The sequence below is a fragment of the Sphaerospermopsis sp. FACHB-1194 genome, assembly GCF_014696235.1.
Taxonomy (GTDB): domain Bacteria; phylum Cyanobacteriota; class Cyanobacteriia; order Cyanobacteriales; family Nostocaceae; genus Sphaerospermopsis; species Sphaerospermopsis kisseleviana.
On sequence record NZ_JACJPU010000003.1, the window covers coordinates 185633 to 206157 of the forward strand.

At 36.2% G+C, this 20525-nt stretch carries 21 protein-coding genes, 1 pseudogene and 1 CRISPR repeat array; of the genes and pseudogenes, 7 read left to right on the plus strand and 15 right to left on the minus strand.

Going from position 1 to position 20525, the window contains the following annotated elements:
* Positions 1–11 precede the first annotated feature (11 nt).
* Positions 12–419 carry a universal stress protein gene (locus H6F45_RS03305; protein ID WP_137666379.1) on the minus strand — a complete coding sequence of 136 codons (408 nt, stop codon included), beginning with the start codon at positions 417–419 and terminating at the stop codon, positions 12–14.
* A gap of 89 nt (positions 420–508) precedes the next feature.
* Between H6F45_RS03305 and H6F45_RS03310 the strand changes: the two genes are divergently transcribed.
* Positions 509–1711 (plus strand): phosphoglycerate kinase, encoded by a 1203-nt coding sequence (locus H6F45_RS03310; RefSeq protein WP_190346437.1) that lies wholly within the window; start codon positions 509–511, stop codon positions 1709–1711.
* A gap of 63 nt (positions 1712–1774) precedes the next feature.
* Here the strand turns inward: H6F45_RS03310 and H6F45_RS03315 are convergent, their stop codons facing one another.
* From H6F45_RS03315 to H6F45_RS03325, 3 genes are all read right to left on the minus strand, one after another.
* Entirely contained in the window at positions 1775–2203 is a 429-nt protein-coding gene (locus H6F45_RS03315; RefSeq protein ID WP_190346438.1) for a PIN domain-containing protein, read from the minus strand.
* On the minus strand, positions 2200–2568 hold the full coding sequence (locus tag H6F45_RS03320) for a hypothetical protein (RefSeq protein ID WP_190346439.1): 369 nt from the start codon (positions 2566–2568) through the stop codon (positions 2200–2202). Before H6F45_RS03320 ends, H6F45_RS03315 begins: the two co-directional genes overlap by 4 nt.
* A 155-nt stretch (positions 2569–2723) precedes the next feature.
* Entirely contained in the window at positions 2724–3800 is a 1077-nt protein-coding gene (locus tag H6F45_RS03325; RefSeq protein ID WP_190346440.1) for a hypothetical protein, read from the minus strand.
* Between the two features lie 90 nt (positions 3801–3890).
* On the opposite strand from H6F45_RS03325, the gene H6F45_RS03330 reads away from it, so the two are divergent.
* The 4 genes from H6F45_RS03330 to H6F45_RS03345 all read left to right on the plus strand — a co-directional run bounded on the left by H6F45_RS03330 (position 3891) and on the right by H6F45_RS03345 (position 8700).
* Positions 3891–4475, plus strand: coding sequence for a Uma2 family endonuclease (locus H6F45_RS03330; RefSeq protein WP_190346441.1), 585 nt, complete (start codon positions 3891–3893; stop codon positions 4473–4475).
* A gap of 52 nt (positions 4476–4527) precedes the next feature.
* Positions 4528–5715, plus strand: a complete 1188-nt coding sequence (locus H6F45_RS03335; protein ID WP_190346442.1) for an AAA family ATPase — start codon at positions 4528–4530, stop codon at positions 5713–5715.
* Entirely contained in the window at positions 5712–6269 is a 558-nt protein-coding gene (locus tag H6F45_RS03340; protein WP_190346443.1) for a DUF4276 family protein, read from the plus strand. The genes H6F45_RS03335 and H6F45_RS03340 overlap by 4 nt, the downstream gene beginning before the upstream one ends.
* A gap of 388 nt (positions 6270–6657) precedes the next feature.
* Entirely contained in the window at positions 6658–8700 is a 2043-nt protein-coding gene (locus H6F45_RS03345) for a serine/threonine-protein kinase (protein ID WP_190346444.1), read from the plus strand.
* Between the two features lie 132 nt (positions 8701–8832).
* Here the strand turns inward: H6F45_RS03345 and H6F45_RS03350 are convergent, their stop codons facing one another.
* The 6 genes from H6F45_RS03350 to H6F45_RS03375 all read right to left on the minus strand — a co-directional run bounded on the left by H6F45_RS03350 (position 8833) and on the right by H6F45_RS03375 (position 12511).
* Positions 8833–9267 (minus strand): type II toxin-antitoxin system VapC family toxin, encoded by a 435-nt coding sequence (locus tag H6F45_RS03350; RefSeq protein ID WP_190346445.1) that lies wholly within the window; start codon positions 9265–9267, stop codon positions 8833–8835.
* Complete coding sequence (locus H6F45_RS03355) at positions 9264–9485, minus strand: hypothetical protein (protein ID WP_190346446.1); 222 nt, start codon at positions 9483–9485, stop codon at positions 9264–9266. Before H6F45_RS03355 ends, H6F45_RS03350 begins: the two co-directional genes overlap by 4 nt.
* Positions 9486–9524: 39 nt before the next feature.
* Complete coding sequence (locus H6F45_RS03360) at positions 9525–9773, minus strand: DUF5615 family PIN-like protein (protein WP_190346447.1); 249 nt, start codon at positions 9771–9773, stop codon at positions 9525–9527.
* A complete protein-coding gene (locus H6F45_RS03365) occupies positions 9770–10102 on the minus strand; it encodes a DUF433 domain-containing protein (protein WP_190346448.1) in 333 nt (110 codons plus the stop codon). The genes H6F45_RS03360 and H6F45_RS03365 overlap by 4 nt, the downstream gene beginning before the upstream one ends.
* A gap of 66 nt (positions 10103–10168) precedes the next feature.
* Positions 10169–10486 (minus strand): hypothetical protein, encoded by a 318-nt coding sequence (locus tag H6F45_RS03370; protein WP_096565013.1) that lies wholly within the window; start codon positions 10484–10486, stop codon positions 10169–10171.
* Positions 10487–10813: 327 nt separating this feature from the next.
* Positions 10814–12511: an NYN domain-containing protein gene (locus tag H6F45_RS03375; protein WP_190346449.1), complete on the minus strand. Its 1698-nt coding sequence runs from the start codon at positions 12509–12511 to the stop codon at positions 10814–10816.
* 389 nt (positions 12512–12900) lie between these two features.
* On the opposite strand from H6F45_RS03375, the gene H6F45_RS03380 reads away from it, so the two are divergent.
* The gene (locus H6F45_RS03380) at positions 12901–13932 is read left to right on the plus strand and encodes a VOC family protein (RefSeq protein WP_190346450.1); all 1032 of its coding nucleotides are present in this window, start codon (positions 12901–12903) and stop codon (positions 13930–13932) included.
* Between the two features lie 209 nt (positions 13933–14141).
* On the plus strand, positions 14142–14957 hold the full coding sequence (locus tag H6F45_RS03385; RefSeq protein WP_190346451.1) for a DUF1838 domain-containing protein: 816 nt from the start codon (positions 14142–14144) through the stop codon (positions 14955–14957).
* A 241-nt stretch (positions 14958–15198) separates the two neighbouring features.
* A CRISPR array of direct repeats spans positions 15199–16998; the repeat unit is 37 nt; unit sequence GTTGCAACATTAAATAATCCCTATTAGGGATTGAAAC.
* On the opposite strand, the pseudogene H6F45_RS03390 reads toward H6F45_RS03385, so the two are convergent.
* From H6F45_RS03390 to H6F45_RS03405, 5 genes and pseudogenes are all read right to left on the minus strand, one after another.
* Positions 16999–17331 (minus strand): annotated as a pseudogene (locus H6F45_RS03390) (XisI protein); the annotation flags it as partial. It abuts the feature before it with no gap.
* The gene (locus tag H6F45_RS03395) at positions 17319–17735 is read right to left on the minus strand and encodes a XisH family protein (protein WP_137666372.1); all 417 of its coding nucleotides are present in this window, start codon (positions 17733–17735) and stop codon (positions 17319–17321) included. The gene H6F45_RS03395 and the pseudogene H6F45_RS03390, both read right to left, overlap by 13 nt.
* A gap of 229 nt (positions 17736–17964) precedes the next feature.
* Positions 17965–18087, minus strand: a complete 123-nt coding sequence (locus H6F45_RS26870; RefSeq protein ID WP_265586260.1) for a hypothetical protein — start codon at positions 18085–18087, stop codon at positions 17965–17967.
* A complete protein-coding gene (locus tag H6F45_RS03400; RefSeq protein ID WP_096565005.1) occupies positions 18068–18436 on the minus strand; it encodes a pentapeptide repeat-containing protein in 369 nt (122 codons plus the stop codon). The genes H6F45_RS26870 and H6F45_RS03400 overlap by 20 nt, the downstream gene beginning before the upstream one ends.
* A gap of 482 nt (positions 18437–18918) precedes the next feature.
* The gene (locus H6F45_RS03405; RefSeq protein ID WP_190346452.1) at positions 18919–20481 is read right to left on the minus strand and encodes a hydantoinase B/oxoprolinase family protein; all 1563 of its coding nucleotides are present in this window, start codon (positions 20479–20481) and stop codon (positions 18919–18921) included.
* Positions 20482–20525: the final 44 nt, after the last annotated feature.

Below are 20525 nucleotides of genomic sequence, written 5' to 3' on the forward strand. Positions count from 1 at the left end.
TGTTCCCTGATCTAAGGCACAATCAAAACAGGACAAGGTGAAAGATTGATCACCCTGGTTGTGACACTATCATTTGCGCCTTCATCAGTTAAACCCAGTCCGCGAAAACCCATAATAATTAAATCTGCTCCTATCTCGTCAGCAACATCACAGATAGTAAAAGCGGGTTTACCCTGTCTTTCTAATACTTCAGCCGTAATACCTTGCTGAGAAAATAAGGTTTGGGCATTTTCTAGGAGTTTAGCAACCACCTCTGGAGAACCCATGATATCGCCAGCATCTCCATTTGGGGAGGGTTCTTCCACTACTGACAGCAATACCAAACGACTGTTATATTTCTGCACGATGTTGGTAACTACGTCAGCAGCTTCTCGCGCTTCACGACTTTGGTCAATGGGAAATAGAACTGTTTTAAACATAAATTAATCTTCACACCCCTTACTCCGGTAAAATCTGGATGGTGATACTTTCCAAACAATAACAAAAAGATAATCAGGAGAATTTGGCTGTGTCGAAAAAAAGTTTAGCAAGTTTATCTGCTGCTGATATTTCTGGAAAACGTGCTTTGGTACGGGTTGATTTTAACGTGCCTGTTGATGATCAAGGCAACATTACCGATGATACTCGGATTCGGGCAGCGCTACCAACTATCCAAGATTTGACCCAAAAGGGTGCTAAGGTCATTTTAACAAGCCATTTCGGTCGTCCCAAGGGTGTAGATGAAAAATTGCGTTTAACTCCCGTCGCTAAACGTCTTTCTGAGTTGTTGGGACAAGAAGTGGTCAAAACTGATGACTGCATCGGTGATGATGTAGCTGCTAAGGTTGCAGCTTTGGAAAATGGCCAAGTGCTGTTATTAGAAAACGTCCGCTTTTACAAAGAAGAAGAAAAGAATGATCCTGAGTTTGCTCAAAAATTAGCAGCAAACGCTGATTTTTATGTAAATGATGCTTTTGGTACTGCACACCGCGCCCATGCTTCTACTGAGGGTGTAACTAAGTATTTAAGCCCTTCCGTAGCTGGTTATTTGGTGGAGAAGGAGTTGCAATATTTACAAAGTGCAATTGAAGTTCCTCAACGTCCTTTGGCTGCTATTATCGGTGGTTCTAAGGTTTCCAGCAAAATTGGTGTGATTGAAACTTTGTTAGAAAAGTGCGATAAGTTGATTATTGGTGGGGGAATGATTTTCACCTTCTATAAAGCACGTGGTTTAAGTGTTGGTAAGTCTTTGGTGGAAGAAGATAAGTTAGAGTTGGCGAAGTCTTTGGAAGCTAAGGCTAAAGAACGTGGTGTAGCTTTGCTATTACCCACCGATGTGGTGTTAGCAGATAACTTTGCTGCTGATGCTAACTCTCAAACCGTCACCATTGAAGCAATCCCTGATGGTTGGATGGGTTTGGATATTGGTCCTGATTCTGTGAAGGTTTTCCAAGAGGCTTTAGCGGATTGTAAGACTGTGATTTGGAATGGTCCAATGGGTGTGTTTGAGTTTGATAAATTTGCTGCGGGTACAGAAGCGATCGCTCATACTTTAGCAGAAATCGGCAAAACCGGCACTACTACTATTATCGGTGGTGGTGACTCTGTAGCGGCTGTGGAAAAGGTTGGTTTGGCTGATCAAATGAGCCACATTTCTACTGGTGGTGGTGCTAGTTTGGAGTTGTTGGAAGGTAAGGTTTTACCTGGTATTGCAGCTTTGGATGAAGCGTAATTAAATAGGGGTGAAGGATGAAGTTTTTAGGCTTTGTCCTTCATTACTATTAAATTTTAACAACTATATATTTACTGTCCAATCTTCCATTTTTAAATCAGGAACTTTGATAAAATCTTGGTAATTTTGGGTTACTAAAATTGCATCATTAAATAATGCTATAGCAGCTATTCTTAAATCTTGTGTACCTATATTGATTTTTTGCTGACGTAGTTTTTTAAAACATTCACAAGCTCCCTCATTAAAATCTAATAATTTCATCTGACAAAAATAACGTTGAGTTGTTAGTAAATTCTGGTAAGCTCTTGGTAACAATTCTGGTTTAGTAGCACAGTTATGAATAATTTTTAATCTACCTTTTAATTGTTCTTCCAGTGTAACAGTCGTAATAAATATATTGTCAATTCCCACAACTTTGGCGCGTTGAGCGATATTAGAATTGCCGTGTTGAGAAAGAGTCACAATATTAGTATCAAGAATATATCTGCTCACGCTGTTTGGTTCTCCTCTAAAGAAGCTTCATAAGCAGCCATTTCTGCATCTAATTCACGGCGATTTTTAGCCATTTCTTCTACAAATTCGTCAAAAAAAGGATCGTCTTTGAAAATACCATCAAATTGTACAAATGGATCGGAAGTTTTCAGAGCTTTTTGTGTAATTTCTAACTGGGGTTCGACATATTTTTCAAAATATTGATCAAATAATTCTTGAATTACTCTTTGGCTTTCAATGTCTTCTGTTTCTACTTCCTTATCTTTAGAAAAACTGATTTTATTAATTTTTTCATCAACAATTCTATTAATCAATGATTCTAAATCTTGTAAAGTCATGTCGGTAATAGACTGATTATTTGGCATTTTAACCAACCCTCATAAATAGTTTTTTGTGAAACCAGTAACTAAACTTTACTTTATTGTAGCATACATCCTTACAAAAATCTAAACTATCTAGTAGTAATCAATAATTTATGGAACATAATGTTACTGTTAGGTAATATTTTTACTAGATTCGATCAATAAGTAATTGTTCCCAAGCATTCTTTGATAAAATCAACAATTATCTGAAAATCCTTAAAATCTTCAGTCTGTCTTCTTTCTTCACACATATATTTACAAAATCTCATCTTTTGAAATTCTTGAATTTTGTTTTCTTCTCCATACTCTCCATATTTAGTTTTTGGTAAATAAAATTGTTCTGTAAATAAATGATCAGGAAATAGATTTTCAATTCCTTTTTTAACTTTTCTATTTTTTTGCTGAGGTATTTTCCTAATTTTCAATAGATCATGATCTTCATTAGATTTATTAGTATCACAATCATACAGAAGTAATACTTTCCGAGTTAAAAATTTAGGATTAGAAAGTAAAACATCTCTAGTATTTTTCAAGCCACCATCACCAGTATTGATACTTTTACCTTCACCTATAGAAGTTCCTACCCATTCAATATCTACTTTTCCTAAAATTTCTTTTTCTCCTAATAATTCTAAGGCAGTTGTAATATAAATTGGGTCAGTTTCACCTTCTGTTAAAACAAGAGGTTTATCACCTTTTTCTACAGTTGCTTTCACCTCATCTTTAACAGCATTTATTTTTTTACAGTAATCATAAAACATCCCGTGTCCATGAACGGACATCAAGTAGCTACAGTAATCTTCCCAAACTTGAACCGTCCAATGATTTAATGTTTCTCGAAGATGTTGGTAGGTAGGATTTTGTTCGCCATAACGATCACTTAAAAAAAACTCAGGATCAGTGACTTCTGTATGAGCAGGTATATTATGATGTGCCATTATTTTTAATAAAGCGATTCCCTCTCCTTCCCACATTGTCAGGTGTTGAATTACATAAGATAAATTAGCGGGATTGGAAGAATCTGCAATAACAATTATACAAAATCCTAAATCATTTTCTTCTAGCGAATAACCTTTTTCAAACGCATCAATAATACCTTGCGCTTGATTTTCTTCTAAAACATTATCAATCCACCAATCAGGAAGTCTTGGTTGCGTTAATCCATAACCACACATAATCCAAAAACTACCCACTACATTTTGAGGATATTCTTCAAGTAATGATTTTGCTCTCAAGCAGCTAGTAATACCAATGTTAGGTAAATGCACTGTCATTTTCAAAAGTCCTATTAATATGTTATTATAATATCACCCAAGGAGAAAAATATGGAAGTACAAACCCGCATACATACTTACACCCCTGAAGAATATTTAGAATTAGAGGAAAAAGCACTTTATAAAAGCGAATATCGCAATGGAGAAATTATACCCATGACTGGTGGAACTGGTAATCATAATAAAATTACATTAGCTATTGCTGCTATTTTATTATATACACTCCGGCGCAAAAAATATGAAGTTTTTATGGCAGATATGCGTTTATGGATACCACAATTTAAAGAATATACTTATCCTGATGTAATTGTAACTGATGGACAAGCTACTTATACAGGTAAAAATAATACTACAGTGACTAATCCTTTATTAATTGTTGAGGTTTTATCTAAGTCTACAAGAAACTATGATCAAGGTGAGAAATTTACTTTTTATCGTTCTATTCCCCAATTTAAAGAATATGTTTTATTGGAACAAAATCAATATCAAGTCATGCACTATAGCAAAACTAATGAGGGTGAATGGATTTTTAGAGAATATAAATCGGAAAATGATATTTTTAAGTTAAAACATCTTGATATTGAAATTAGTTTAATTGATATTTATCAAGATGTTAACTTTGAAGATCAAGAATAAATTATGCTATTGACACAAATTGCTATTCAAAAAAATCTTTTAATGGTGAGTCATGAAAATCGAAAGTATCCATTTAAAAAACTTTAAAGCTTTCAAAAATGTGGAAATTAAAAAAATTCCCAAGATGTGCGTTTTTGTCGGTGCAAATGGTACTGGTAAAACAACACTTTTTAATGTGTTCAGTTTTCTCAAAGATGCTTTAACCGATAATGTTCATGTTGCTCTCACGAAATTAGGAGGAGGTCGAGGATTTCAGGAAGTAAGAAGCCGCAATTCAACCGGACCAATAGAAATTGAATTAAAATTTCGTCTAGCTGATAAATCACCCTTAATTACTTATTCTTTGAAAATCAATGAAGAAGATGGTCGTCCTATCATAGAAAGAGAGATTCTTCAATACCGAAGAGGTAGTAAAGGTCAACCTTGGAGGTTTATTGATTTTTCTAAAGGTAAAGGACAAGCTGTTATTAATGAACCTGATCAGATTATAGATGAAAAAGAATTAAAACGAGAAGACCACGAGTTAAAATCTCCAGATATTCTGGCTTTAAAAGGTTTAGCACAATTTGAAAAATTCCCTGCAAGTAAAGCAATTGGTGATTTACTTGAAAATTGGCATATTTCTGATTTTCATATCCAACAAGCGCGACTAGAACGGGAATCTAGTTATGCAGAACATCTTTCCAAAGAGGGCGAAAACTTAGCAATGGTGACAGAATTTCTCTATAAAAGACATCCTGTTATTTTCCAAAAAATTCTGGAAAAGTTAAAACAAAGAGTTCCTGGTATTAGTCAAGTTGATGCAAAAATTACTGAGGAAGGAAGAGTATTATTAAGGTTTAAAGATGGTGATTTTCATGATCCTTTTTTAGCAAGATATGTTTCTGATGGAACTATCAAAATGTTTGCTTATTTGGTGCTTTTATATGATCCTAAACCTCATCCTTTGTTATGTGTAGAAGAACCAGAAAATCAACTTTACCCTAAGCTTTTATATGAACTTGCAGAAGAATTTCGAGAATATGCACGTAAGGGAGGTCAAGTTTTTGTCTCCACTCATTCCCCTGATTTTTTAAATGGTTGCGAACTAGAAGAGGTCTTTTGGCTACAAAAAGAAAGAGGTTATACAGTAGTTAAACGAGCGAGTGATGATGAACAAATTACAACTTACATGAATCAAGGTGATCAACTTGGTTATTTATGGAGACAGGGTTTTTTTGAGGGAGCAGACCCACTATGATAGAACTTGTTTTCTTGCTAGAAGAACCATCTGCAAAAGCAATGATTGAAGGTATTTTATCTAAGATAATATTAGAAACAGATATAGTTGTTCGCTATATTGTTTTTGAAGGTAAACAAGATATGGAAAAGCAGATAATACGAAAACTTCAAGGATATAACAATCCTCATGCAAAATTTATAATTTTGCGTGATCAAGATTCTGGAGATTGTCAAGTTATTAAAACAAATCTGCAACAAAAATGTAAAGATGCAAATAAATTTCAATTTATTGTGCGTATTGCTTGTCGTGAACTTGAAAGCTGGTATATTGCTGATTTAGAAGCGGTAGAAAAGGCTTATAATAAAACCAATCTTTCTGTTTTGCAAACTAAAAAGAAATTCAGAAATCCTGATAATCTTGAAAGTCCATCAAAAGAACTAAAATCACTTGTACCTGAATACCAAAAAATAAACGGTTCACGAATGATAGCACCTTATTTAAATCTGGAAAATACACGCTCTCTAAGTTTTTTTCACTTTATCAATGCCATTAAAAGCATTATTCAGTCTTAAATTTTAACTTAGAAAAAGGTTATTTAAGATTGCTATACACCATGTTTCTGTTTCAAATAAAGCATTATTAGTCTACTGAATATCGGGATGGGGAAATTATAGCGATGACCGGGGGAACTGATAATCATAATAAAATTACATTAGCGATCGCAAACCAACACTTTATAACCCCTTGTTATCATATAGGAATAATACAGAAACTTGAACGGACTATGAGGGGTTTAGAAAATGATTATCTCCCAAAATACACAGAAGCGGATCTTATAGAAAAATGGCAATAACAGGTCAAATCGTATTATTCAAATTTCCCCAAACAATATTACCAATTTGTGCTACATTGTAAATACTTAATTATATTAATTATAAATGTATCTAACACTACATAGCCATGAATCAGATATGTTGTCTCAACCCAGGGTGTCATAATCCCTCAGTTCCCGAACATACCCAATTCTGTCCTAACTGCAACGTTGATATAGTCACACTGAAAGATCGCTATCGTCCGATTAAATCATTAGGTAGTGGGGGATTTGGCAAAACCTATTTAGCACAAGACATTGACAAACTTAACACCCAGTGCGTAATTAAACAATTTGCACCGCAGATTACTGGTACAAACGCCTTCCAAAAAGCCAAGGAATTATTTTTACAAGAAGCACAGCAACTACAAAAACTCGGTGAACATTCCCAAATTCCCACTCTGTTAGCTTATTTTGAACAAGATAACCGTTTGTATTTAGTACAACAATTCATTGACGGTGCAAATTTATTACAAGAATTAAAAAACCAGGGAATATTCTCAGAATTAAAAATCCGCGCCTTATTACAAGATTTATTAACAACCTTGGAGGTAGTTCACGAGTATGGCGTAATTCATCGAGATATTAAACCAGAAAATATTATGCGTCGTCGTAGTGATGGCAAATTAATATTAATTGATTTTGGGGCATCAAAACAACTCCAGGGAACAGTTATAACAGGAACATTAGTTGGTACTTTTGGTTATGCTTCCCTAGAACAAATGCAGGATGGGAAAGTATATCCTGCTAGTGATTTATATAGTTTGGGTGCAAGTTGTTTTCACTTATTCACAGGAGTTCATCCTTGGCAACTGTGGCAAGAAGATGGCTATGGATGGGTGAAAAATTGGCGTAGTCATTTACAAAAACCTATAAACTCTGACTTGGGGAGAATTTTAGATAAATTATTACAAAAAGATTATCAACAGCGTTATCAATCTGCCCAAGAAGTCTTACAAGATTTAAATCGTCCTCAAATACCGCCTACAGTACCTTATCAGCATCCACAAGTATCACCATCGCAACCGTTAAAAATAAAATCTTCCCGACGTGGTTTTTTGCAAGTTGCGGGTTTATTTTTTGGTGGTGTTGCTGTGTCCGTGGTTGGACAAAATTTATTGAAAAATCATCCAGATAAACCAATTCCTAAAGCAGAAACATTAACTCCTCCAGTCAAAGAAGAAACAGTAACTCCCTCCCCAATTGAAAAAACAGCACAATTACAGCAAACCCTCACTGGTCATTCTGGCGGGGTTAGTTCAGTAGCATACAGCCCCGATGGCCAAACCCTGGCCAGTGGGACTGGGGACAAGACTATCAAACTGTGGAATCCGCTCACAGGAGAGCTACTCCACACCCTCTCTGGTGATTCTAACTGGGTTAGCTCCGTAGCATACAGCCCCGATGGTCAAACCCTGGCTAGTGGGAGTTGGGACAAGACTATCAAACTGTGGAATCCGCGCACAGGAGAGCTACTCGACACCCTCTCTGGTCATTCTTACTCGGTTTATTCCCTAACATACAGCCCTGATGGTCAAACCCTGGCTAGTGGGAGTGGGAGTGGGGACAAGACTATCAAACTGTGGAATCCACGCACAGGTCAGCTACTGCAAACCCTCACTGGTCATTCTAACTCGGTTGTTTCCCTAGCATACAGCCCCGATGGTCAAACCCTGGCTAGTGGGAGTCACGACAACACTATCAAACTGTGGAATCCGCGCACAGGAGAGCTACTCCAAACCCTCACTGGTCATTCTAACGGGGTTTATTCCCTAGCATACAACCCCGATGGTCAAATCCTGGCTAGTGGGAGTGATGATAAGACTATCAAACTGTGGAATCCGCTCACAGGTCAGCTACTGCAAACCCTCACTGGTCATTCTTGGACGGTTAGTTCCCTAGCATACAGCCCCGATGGTCAAACCCTGGCTAGTGGGAGTGGGGACAAGACTATCAAACTGTGGAATCCGCTCACAGGTCAGCTACTCCAAACCCTCACTGGTCATTCTAGCTCGGTTTTGTCCCTAGCATACAGCCCCGATGGTCAAACCCTGGCTAGTGGGAGTGGGGACAAGACTATCAAACTGTGGCGGTTACGGTTTATAGCGCTGACGCACTCCAAGTTGAGATAAAAGTGCTGATTTTCTCATTCAACTTTCTAATTCGAGCATAATTGTAGACTATAAAAATAGTCTCATGTCTCTTGATACAAGTAAATATTTCCATCCTCAAGGAATTGCAGAACTTTGTGCGATCGCTCATACTTAAATCCAATCTTTGATCAGTTGAATATTTTGTATTTTTGGATAAATAGCATTGTACAATTTTGCATCAGCAGTGATAAATTTACAGTTTTCTCTAATGCTTAAAGCTAGGTAAAGACTATCGTAGACAGTTCTTTGATAATTCAGTGCAAACTGATAGGCATCTTTTAATAATTCATCGGCACGGAATACTTTTAATTGTATTTGTTGAAATAAATCAATTATCATCTCAGCGTCCTGATTTGTTAAACCTTGAAATCGCTGTATTTTCCAAACAATATTACCAATTTCTGCATAAATTAAGTCTGGAGCAATCAAGGTAATTTGTTGTGATTGATAAGCATCAAGAATTTTATTTGCCTCTAATGAATAATCTTGAGCAATAAACCATTTAATGGCTACACTACTATCAATGACAACTTTATCTGTGTTCATCTGTCTCTATCTTCTCGCAATAATTCTGTCAAATCAGAAAATTCACCATATTTTTGCTTTAAGTTTTCTTGAAAAATATGTATGTTTTTAACAAGTTCAGACTGTTCTATTTTGTTATGTTTAGCGAGACTTATTTGATTAATTTTTTCATCAACAATTCTATTAATTAAGGATTCTAAATCCTGTAAAGTCATTCCGGTAATAGACTGGTTTAGCATTTTGATCTACCTCCAGTAGTAATCTCAGTTTCTTTTAAGCTATAGTTTAACTAAACTGAGCTTTATTATAGTATACATTCGTATTAGGAAAAATTCATAAAACTTTTGGTATGTCACCAATAACCGTTGAGATACTTCCAGATAACGCAGCAGTTCTGGATCTAGTGTTCCTAGAGGGGGAGCATCTGGATCACCCACACGAACTATATCTATTGCTGGGTTAAGACGGAAGACAGCAAACTTTAGCTTTGGTGACAAATTTTCATCGAGTAAGAAACGGATCTTCATACAAGATTAAGTCGTTCCTGTTCTCGTTGCGCTTTAATTGCTCTCAAACGCTGTATCATTGGAGAGGGATTAGCAGCAGCTTCTTGATAACGCTGTTCCCTCCACCTAGCCAACCGCAGCATATAAGCATCTATTTCCGCACGATTATGGAGATAGTATGTAATAGTAGCATGAATTTTTTCTAAATTCAGTGATGGCAAATCTTCCAAAATTTGTTCTGGTGTAAACCCTTGCAAGTAATAATCAATCACATCATCAATACCGATTCTATGTCCCTTAATACGGATATCGTCTGGATCTAAAAATTCAAAATAATCCTCTATTTGCATAATTTCACCTTTATACTTGAGATTAGTTTAGTGGACATTTGATTTTCAAAATCAAGAATATCAGTTTTATTCGTCATTTTCACCTATTTCTCCATCTAATTCACGGCGATTTTTAGCCATTTCTTCAACAAAATCATCAAAGAAAGGATCGTCTTTAAAAATACCATCAGATTGAACTAATGGATGAAAATCTTTTAAAATTTCTTCACCGACACTTATAGCAGCATCAGTTGTCAATGATGCGACAATATTTTTCTCCATGTTGTTTTTAGCAACATTAATCTGATTAATTTTTTGATCAACAATTCTATCAATCAATGATTCTAAATCTTGTAAAGTCATTTCGGTAATAGATTGATTGTTTAGCATTTTTTCAATCTCCATAAATAGTATTTGTGAAAAAAGCAACTAAACTTGGCTTTATTTTAGCATACATCCTTACAAAAGCCTAAACCCTCTAGAACACCGATTCATTAATCGTAAGGGCGAAGCATTCGGGTGATAACCTATCACTGAAACCATTGATATTCTGTCCGAATGCTTCGCCCCTACAAGGTAAAAACAGATTACCTAGCATTACTGAATCGACGTTCTAGTAGTATTCAAAAACTTATTAGATATCTCCGAAAATTAAATATGCGTAATTTGAAAACCTTGGTATGGAAAATTCATGAATTGTCCCTACATTTTTTTCGGAGAGGTCTAATATACTTATCCTGATGTCATAGTGGCTGATGGTACTATTTTAAATTTATTCCCTTTCTGCTGGATCTGGAAAGAACTACAAGACTGTAAAAATTTGATAAAACTACCATTAATCTGTAACTCTTTCATTTGCTTAGTAATAGGTTTACCATATTGTTGATGAAATTTAATTCCTAAAATCCCAATATCAACATAGTTGTTGTTTGCTGCTTTCGTTAACTCTGTAAGAATCATTTTTAGTGCTTTTTCTAAGTCAGCAGCAGAATTGATCTTAGTTGATGAAACAGATGATAACACAGATGCAGGGCTGGGAGAATTAAGTTTACTTACTTGCCATTTATTATCTTTGAGTTGAACTTGAAAATCACTACAAGATTGTAAAAACTTGGCAAATGTACCACCTATTTGTAACTCTTTCATTTGTTCAGTAATCGGTTTACCATATTTTTGCTTAAATTTACTGGCTAAAATACTAATATCAAAACTTTCATTTTTAGATTCTTTGCTTAACTCTGTCCAAATATTTTTTATAGCCTTTTCTAAATCTAATTTGGTGGTTAAATTATTAGCTAATGAGTTATTTTGAATCTGATAATTTTTATGATTGTTCGCTGGATTAACATCTTCTTTTTGGGAAAAATGTTGTTGTTCAAAAAGCGTGATGTATAATTCTCCTACATCATCAACTTGATGAATTACAAAATCTGCTGGATAGCTAATAAAAATATCTCTCGCTCGTTTACCTGGTAAATATTTAGCAATGACATTACTAATATTTACTTGATATCTCGTTTTATATAATTTAGAAATTTGAGAGAGTTTAATCCAATAATTAGCTGTTTGCTTTTGTTCTTCTTTAATTAAATGTTTAACTTGCAGAACAAATTGATCAATAGATGGTATTTCTGGTAAGGGTTTAATGCTATGGATAATAGTTTTACCTGTGGCATTATTGAAGATATTGATATTTTCCCCGTGCTGACTCACTTGATATACTGTTAACCCATGCTGCTGTAAATTGTTACATAAATTCGTCATTACCTTATCAGATGAACAAACAAACACTTCTTTAGCTTTGGGATAAAGTTCATGAATAGAAGAACCAAAAGCAATCATTTTTCCATCTGCATTATCCCTACCAGCAGGAACATGAATCAAATCATAGCCACGTTCATGTAATTCTACATCTAGTTTACCCCGATTACTCCAATTAGCAAAGGCAATTTTCACTTGAATTGGACATTGACAAATAGTTGCTAAAAATTTTTCTGTATTGATCTTAAGTTGTAAATTTTCCGCATCTAAAAGTAAAACCCCTATTCCTACTGGTACTAAAGCAGGAAACAATGTAGAATTTAAACAGCTATTTAAATCAGATATAACAGGATTGTGATTTCTAATTTCAGCAATTAATTCTGATATGATTGGTACATTTAAAGCTGCGGGAACTAGGAAAGCTTTTAAATATAGTTGTAGCTTATTTATTAGTTCTTCCCTACTGCGAGTTTGACTGAGTAATTCTGTAAATTTAGCACTCAAAGCAGATTGATTAGCTGTTTTTTGCCATTGGACTTTTCTGTACTTTTCCATTAATAATTCTGGCTGCTGTTGTTGAATAGTAATTATGGCTTGGCAGACCTGAGAGACTATTTGATTTAATAAAGCAGAATCAGAGGTAGTAAGCGATCGCTCATGATTTGACATAACTTATACAATATAGTAAAGCATCCTTGAGGAAAATGCGTAAATTATTCTTCAAAAATCTATCAAAAATCTATCAAAAATCTATCAAAAATCTAATTTATACCTAATGTATATTTAGGTTATACCTAATTTATACCTAATTTATATCTAATTTATATCAAGTTTACAGTTTTAGATGTGGGAACATCTCTCAGATAGTATAAAAGTGTGAGTCTACTTTTGGGGAAATTTCCGCACTTGATATTCTCTCGCTGCTGACACTTCATAGGAAAAGCCCAAAGATTGGTGAACTTTTTAAGCGATCGCATTTAGTTCGCTTTCCGGGCTGGCTTTCCACTGTTCCCGACTTTGCCTATGTACTAACAGTTTACACCTAAATTGATTGAACCATGACTCAAGCAAAAACCACGACAATTGAAGGTATCTATGAAGTTTGTATTGGCGTTTCAGAGCCGATTTTAGCAATTCAATATTGGCAACAATTTGGTTATCGTATTGGATCAGTGGGAGAATTAAACGCAGAAACAGCGTATCAATTATATGGGGTAAACTCCTCTTTAAAAGCAATTCGTCTTAATCACCAAGATGCAGATCATGGTTTAATCAGATTGATGACTTGGGAAAATCCCATAAATCAAGGTTTGGGTATCAGTTCCATGAAAATCAAGGGTAATCGCTGGACTACGGCTTTAACTGCTGATTTATTAGGGATTTTAAATCATGCGGAAAATGCCAGAGCCGCAGGTCATACAATTAGATATACTTACCCTTACTGGGAAGTCATTTATCAAAAAGAACACAAAAGCCGTCCCTTTGTTGATCCAGCAGTGGGAGTGAGAGAAATGCTACTGCTGCAACCCTTAACGCGACAGGTGTTATTTCAACGCTTTGGTTATGTCATGCCCTACTATGGCAAAATAAATCACAATGCACCTTTTAGCACCAGTCAGTTTACCCATTTGGGGTTAGTAGTTCAAGACGACAGCAAAGAAACCCTGCGGTTTTATGAAGAAGTTTTGGGTTTGTTGCGTGTGCGAGATGATATAGAAACCAGCTATGAATCTTCTTTTGCAGGACGAGATTTTTTTGACCTCCATCCAGGGGAAAAGTTTATAGTTACGGCTTTTGATGATCCCCGTTCTTCTCAAACCAACTTAATGGAAGCTCGCAGTGGTAGACTTTATATTGTACGCTTTCCAGAAAATATCCCCTTAGAATCAAGTTTTACATTTGCTCAACCAGGAAGTTTAGGAATGTGTCTTTACACTTATCGGGTGCAAGGAATACACGATTATTTTGATAAAATTCGGGCAAGTAATGTACAGAAATTTACTAATATTGTAAATAATGAATTTGGAGAAATGAGTTTTTCTTTTGTTGCCCCAGATGGTTATTTCTGGACTTTAGTAGCAAAAAGTTAGGTCAGGAGTCAGGAGTCAGGAGTCAGGAGTTATGTATTTTGGATTTTGGATTTTGAATTTTGAATTTTGGATTGTTTTTGTCAACTCCAATCTAAAATCTAAAATATAAAATCTAAAATTTTCTTCCCCAGTCACCAGTCACCAGTCACCAGTCCCCAATCACCAGTCCCCAGTCCCTACTATAATCATAAGGAGAAAATATACAGAATATGGTAGCCCACATCCAAGAAGTTGATGCCCAACAATGGGTGAAAACTCGTTCTTCCTTAGATGCTAATGAATCTACTTTTTTAGTTTGGACAGGTAAAATTTATAGTTTTGTCCCTGGGGAAAAGCGACAACTTTTATTTAAAATTATCGGTATGAGTGTAAGTCGGTGTATTCCCACTGCGGAAGGTCGTTGGGATTTTACTTCTAGGGAACTGACTTATTACCTCAACCCAGAAACAGATGAAATTTTACGAAAATGGGAAAATCCCTGGACTGGGGAAACTGTGACGGTGATGCACGTAGCTAATAATCCCGTACAAGGTAAGTTTAAAGGTAAACTGCCTGTACAGGTGGAAGGTGAAAATACTACCTTTGTCTTTGATCTGTTTCCCCATTATCCCAACCCTTTGGCAAAAGATCCCCAGTTTGCTTCCTACAGTCCATCTCCAACTTATCAAGCGGCTGAGTTATTTAAAATTACTGTCAAGAGTGCAGATTTGCTCAACTCAGAACTTAATTCCGTTACAGAATTAAAATTAAGTTGGGATAGAATTGGTCAATGGTTGCCTTGGATGAAGATGGGTGAACAACCAGGACAACTTATATATAGTGCTATTGGTGGTAAGGTGGGCGGTTTTACAGAGTTACCCCCACTGTTACAAGCGGAAATTAATAACCGTTTGCCTTTGTATAAGCAAGCGCCGAATGCTTTTATGGAAGGGGAAGATATGACTTCTTGGTTATATTTTCAGAAGCATTTTTCTGATTATTTGGCTGGGGAAGTTTTTCCTTTACCAGCAGCGGAGGAAGGTTAGTTTGTAGCCCGAAATGCGCGGATGGGTGGGTGTAAATTTTGAGGTGTTGAAAAAAATGCCTGGATCTCTCTCTCTGCAAGGATTGGGAGTTATTTGTGTAGAACAACCACCCGCGCACCTTACCCTGTCTTGGTTTCAACGTTTTTCCCTCTTGACGCAATTCCTGAAATGGACTATCATTAGAACATCCGCGCAACCGAATCTTGAAAATTACATATATCTAGGCTTCCAGGATGCCGCTGTTGCAACATTAAATAATCCCTATTAGGGATTGAAACAAATCTATTGTGGCGCTATCTGCTGAATAGATGTGTTGCAACATTAAATAATCCCTATTAGGGATTGAAACGGTAGATTTAGCTCAGTAGATAGCTGATCTCTCGTTGCAACATTAAATAATCCCTATTAGGGATTGAAACAGCTAAATTAATCTTATCTGCCAGCCCTTGCCAGGTTGCAACATTAAATAATCCCTATTAGGGATTGAAACGTAACAGGTTGGGACTGGGGTTGAGGTAAAGGCTCGGACCGTGTGGTTGCAACATTAAATAATCCCTATTAGGGATTGAAACATCATGTGACCCGCATCCTTCAGTGATGCTTTTAGTTGCAACATTAAATAATCCCTATTAGGGATTGAAACCACATATCCTTAGCAGGTCATCACGTAGGGATATGTTGCAACATTAAATAATCCCTATTAGGGATTGAAACATTGATGGAATATATCAATACTGTGCCGCTTAGAAGTTGCAACATTAAATAATCCCTATTAGGGATTGAAACAATCCTCCCAACTGGAACGGTTGGGACGACGGGAGTTGCAACATTAAATAATCCCTATTAGGGATTGAAACATTTATCCCCTTAATATAAGGATCTGAAGGCTTGACCGGATGTTGCAACATTAAATAATCCCTATTAGGGATTGAAACTTTCAGCTAGTGCTGATAAATTTACTTTACCATAAAGTTGCAACATTAAATAATCCCTATTAGGGATTGAAACCCAAGTCGGGTCTGGAACTGCAAAGTTAAAGTTGTTGCAACATTAAATAATCCCTATTAGGGATTGAAACGATCAATAGCAACCAAACCGGATAATAGGATTAAGTTGCAACATTAAATAATCCCTATTAGGGATTGAAACCCTTGTATTGCGATCGCCCCAAACTAACCCCTTAAGTTGTTGCAACATTAAATAATCCCTATTAGGGATTGAAACCTGCTTTCCTTAGCAGCCCAAATTCTTAAATATTGTTTAGGTTGCAACATTAAATAATCCCTATTAGGGATTGAAACGCCTGTCTTCCCATTCTTTTTAATATTAAGAGAACGTTGCAACATTAAATAATCCCTATTAGGGATTGAAACAATTGAACCCGCTAATAAGTTTGGTGATATTGTTAGCGTTGCAACATTAAATAATCCCTATTAGGGATTGAAACTATATCCTTCACAAAGCAATCAGAATCATAGTTTGTTGCAACATTAAATAATCCCTATTAGGGATTGAAACTTCTACCAGTGAGAACCATTAACGCAATAGCCACTTCTTGGGTTGCAACATTAAATAATCCCTATTAGGGATTGAAACGATTCATCAGGAACAAAATCAAAAACACTCAAAAGTTGCAACATTAAATAATCCCTATTAGGGATTGAAACTAAAGCTTCGCAGACTTGCCATTCTGTTTCTGTCACAGCGTGACCAGGTTGCAACATTAAATAATCCCTATTAGGGATTGAAACACTGAAACTAGCTTGAACTGAGTCGTAAAACTGTTTAGTTGCAACATTAAATAATCCCTATTAGGGATTGAAACCCCTTCATGAGCAATTATATCTGCTGTTGCTAGGGTTGCAACATTAAATAATCCCTATTAGGGATTGAAACCATTTATCCCCTGACTAGCGCAGAAATCGGCAAGTTGCAACATTAAATAATCCCTATTAGGGATTGAAACTGGAGATAGTACCCAAAATCAATCTATAAAATTGCAAAGTTGCAACATGAAATAATTGTGATGAAGATACAATCAAGCAACTCCATAGTCTGTATATTCCCGCATTTCAGGAGCTTGAAAACCTAAAATAATATCTTCCTTTGCAACTCCTCGCGCTACAAGTTCTTCAGCCACCATCATTTCCGTCATATTTTGCTCAATCCAGATTTTTCCCTCTTTAATATCCAAATGTAAAACACAACCATAGACACGCCGATGGCCATCCCATCCAACATTCATGACTTGGTAATGATCTTGTTTAGTATCAAAAACAGTGTAACAATCAATCTTACCATTGGCTATTGGGATGGCAGCATAAGCAGTCAACAACGACTGAATGATATTGCGATAAGATGCTATGGTATCCATTGTAAAATTACCTCTTCAATTGGGTCATAAATAATTTGTTTAATCTGATATCTCTCTATTGAAATTTGGGCAAATTCCCGCTTAAAAAAAGATTCATAAACACCTATTGGTACTGCCAAATAGAGAATACGAGTTGGATCACTGATTTCTAAAGCAAGTCGATAATTCAAAAATTGCCCTAATGCGGCATGATAATCGGTTAGTGGCGAATCACTCAGGAAAGTTTTAATCTCAACTGCAATTTTTTCTTTGCCCCGCTCTGCGGCCAAAAGTTGCTCTGCACCTAAATCAATTTCAAACTTGGTTCCGCCAACTTCCAGTCGTAGGGGATCATCAGTTATCTTCCACTCCTCCTTTTCTAAAGCTCTTCTCACCACAGTATGAAACTTATCTTTAGCTGCCATTGTTGTCTTTCTAATGTTGATCCCAGAATCTCTACCCTTTTAGGGTGGGCAGTATTTCAATTACAATCTTAGAACAAATTATTGCAACATTAAATAATCCTTATTAGGGATTGAAACTTGCAAAAGTGGATTGCTCAATTGCTGAATTTTGGGTTAAAATTTTATATCGGTGGATAGGTTGGTTAGGACATTAACTAATTGATCATAAAACTGACACTAAAAGAAGGTTTTACCCCAATAATAAAAATAAAGTTGTGTGCGATCGCCCTCCTATCATCCAAGAGAATGCGATCGCCCAATTTATCCCCATCACCAACAATAAAACCAAAGTTTCACAACTTCCGCATACCATGACTAACGGGATCAAAACCCTTAGAAAAGCGCGTGCTGTCATCATAACAAGCGCCCTTCAAATTCGCACCATATAACTTAGTATAGTGCAGCCTCGCACCCCGAAGATTAGCTTCAGAGAGATTAACGCCACACAAATTAGCCCTAGTCAAATTAGCATCAGCTAAATTTGCCCTACTCAAATTTGCACCCCAAAGTTTAGCTTTAGCGAGATTAGCATCACTTAAATCTGCTCCCCACAAATTGATTCCCGGTAAATAAGCATCAATCAACTTGATTCCAACCAAGTGAGCAGATAGAAAATATCTCTCTCCAGCGGCATAGCGCCGTTTAATATCCTCCGCATCCATCTATATTTCACTGCCTTTAGCAACGACACAGTGATTTCTGTTCCTACCTATCATTTAACCACAAAAACCGCTAATCCGCTATTGATAGAGAGAGGAAAACTCTAACTTTTCTCCCCTTGCACCCTGCCCTGTATTTTCCCATCTTTTCCAGTACCATTACAAACGAACAAATTGATACCAGAAAAATCACCATTTTTTTTATACACGAAAAAGCGCCTGAGTCCTTTTTGCTTACTCAGGCACCCCCCGTATAACTTTATACCATTTCATCGTATGCAACCGATTAAATCTTCTACACTGCTATTAGGGAAAGCACTGTTAAGATAACCTGTAACAAACATGAGTGAAGTGGTATCACTCCTTGCATCAGATAAGAATATCTCTTTTGACACCAAATAGCCAGTGTAGAGAGTGACAGTTTATGAACTGACACTGGTGGAAAACATAACCCGCGTAGGCAGGTTTTGCCTGTGTAGCTTCATTTAACCACAACCTCCTCCTCCTGGAGTTTCGATCACAAAAATATCCCCTGGTTGCATCTCTACAGTAGCGGTACTACCTAAAATTTCCTCAGTGCCATTTTGTCTTTGTACCCAGTTGCGTCCTATTTTTCCCGCTTCAGCACCATTTAAACCGAAGGGAGGAACCAGACGATGGCCAGAGAGAATATTAGCAGTCATCGGTTCTAAAAATTTAATACGACGGATCACCCCATCACCCCCGCAATATTTTCCTTTCCCTCCACTATGGGAACGCAAACCAAAACTTTCCACTTGCACAGGATAACGAGTTTCTAAAACTTCAGGATCAGTTAAGCGGGAGTTAGTCATGTGAGTATGAACCCCATCAGTACCATCAAAATTTATTCCTGCACCAGAACCACCGCAAATAGTTTCATAATATTGATATTTTTGATTACCAAAAGTAAAATTATTCATTGTTCCTTGGGAAGCTGCCATCACACCCAAAGCACCATATAAAGCATCAACAATTGTTTGGGAAGTTTCTACATTTCCTGCTACTACTGCTGCGGGATAAGTTGGGTTTAACATACAACCTTGAGGGATAATAATTTCTAAAGGTTTGAGACAACCAGCATTCAGGGGAATATTATCATCAACCAAAGTTCTAAAGACATATAAAACCGCCGCTTGAGTTACAGCTTTGGGGGCATTGAAATTACTATTTAATTGTGCAGATGTTCCAGTAAAATCAATCTTGGCACTGCGGGTTTCTCTGTTGATTTTTACATTAACTTCAATTTTTGCACCGCTATCCATTTCATAAATAAATGACCCATCTTTTAAAACATCAATTGCTCTTCTCACAGATTCTTCTGCATTATCTTGAACAAACTGCATATAAAGTTTAACAGTTTCTAGTCCATATTGCTCAACCATTTTTAGCAGTTCTTGTACTCCCCTTTCATTAGCAGCAATTTGAGCTTTAAAATCTGCTATATTTTGGTCAGGATTACGACTAGGATAGGGATGATTTAACAAATAATTTCTGATTGCTGTTTCTTGAAATTCTCCCTCTTGCACTAAGAGAAAATTATCAAAAATAATTCCTTCTTCTAAAATTGTGGTACTATGAGGAGGCATAGAACCGGGAGTAATACCACCAATATCCGCTTGATGTCCACGTGAAGCAACATAAAATATAGGACTGAGAATATTGTTTTTATTTCCTATGTTAGTTCCTAAAAATACAGGAGTAATAGCTGTGACATCAGGTAAATGTGTTCCACCGTTATAAGGGTTATTGGATAAATAAACATTTCCTGGTTTGATTGTGTCCCCAACATCATTAATTAAACTGCGGACACTTTCACTCATTGAGCCTAAGTGTACAGGAATATGAGGAGCATTAGCAACTAATAAACCAGAACTATCAAAAATCGCACAGGAAAAATCTAGCCGTTCTTTAATATTAACTGATGCTGCTGTGTTTTGCAGCACAATTCCCATTTGTTCGGCGATAAATTGATAGAGATTTTTGAATATTTCTAAACGAACTGGATCAGGTTGAGTTGTGTTGTACATGATAATTTCTTCCTAATTAATTTTTGACATCTTTTTAGATACAG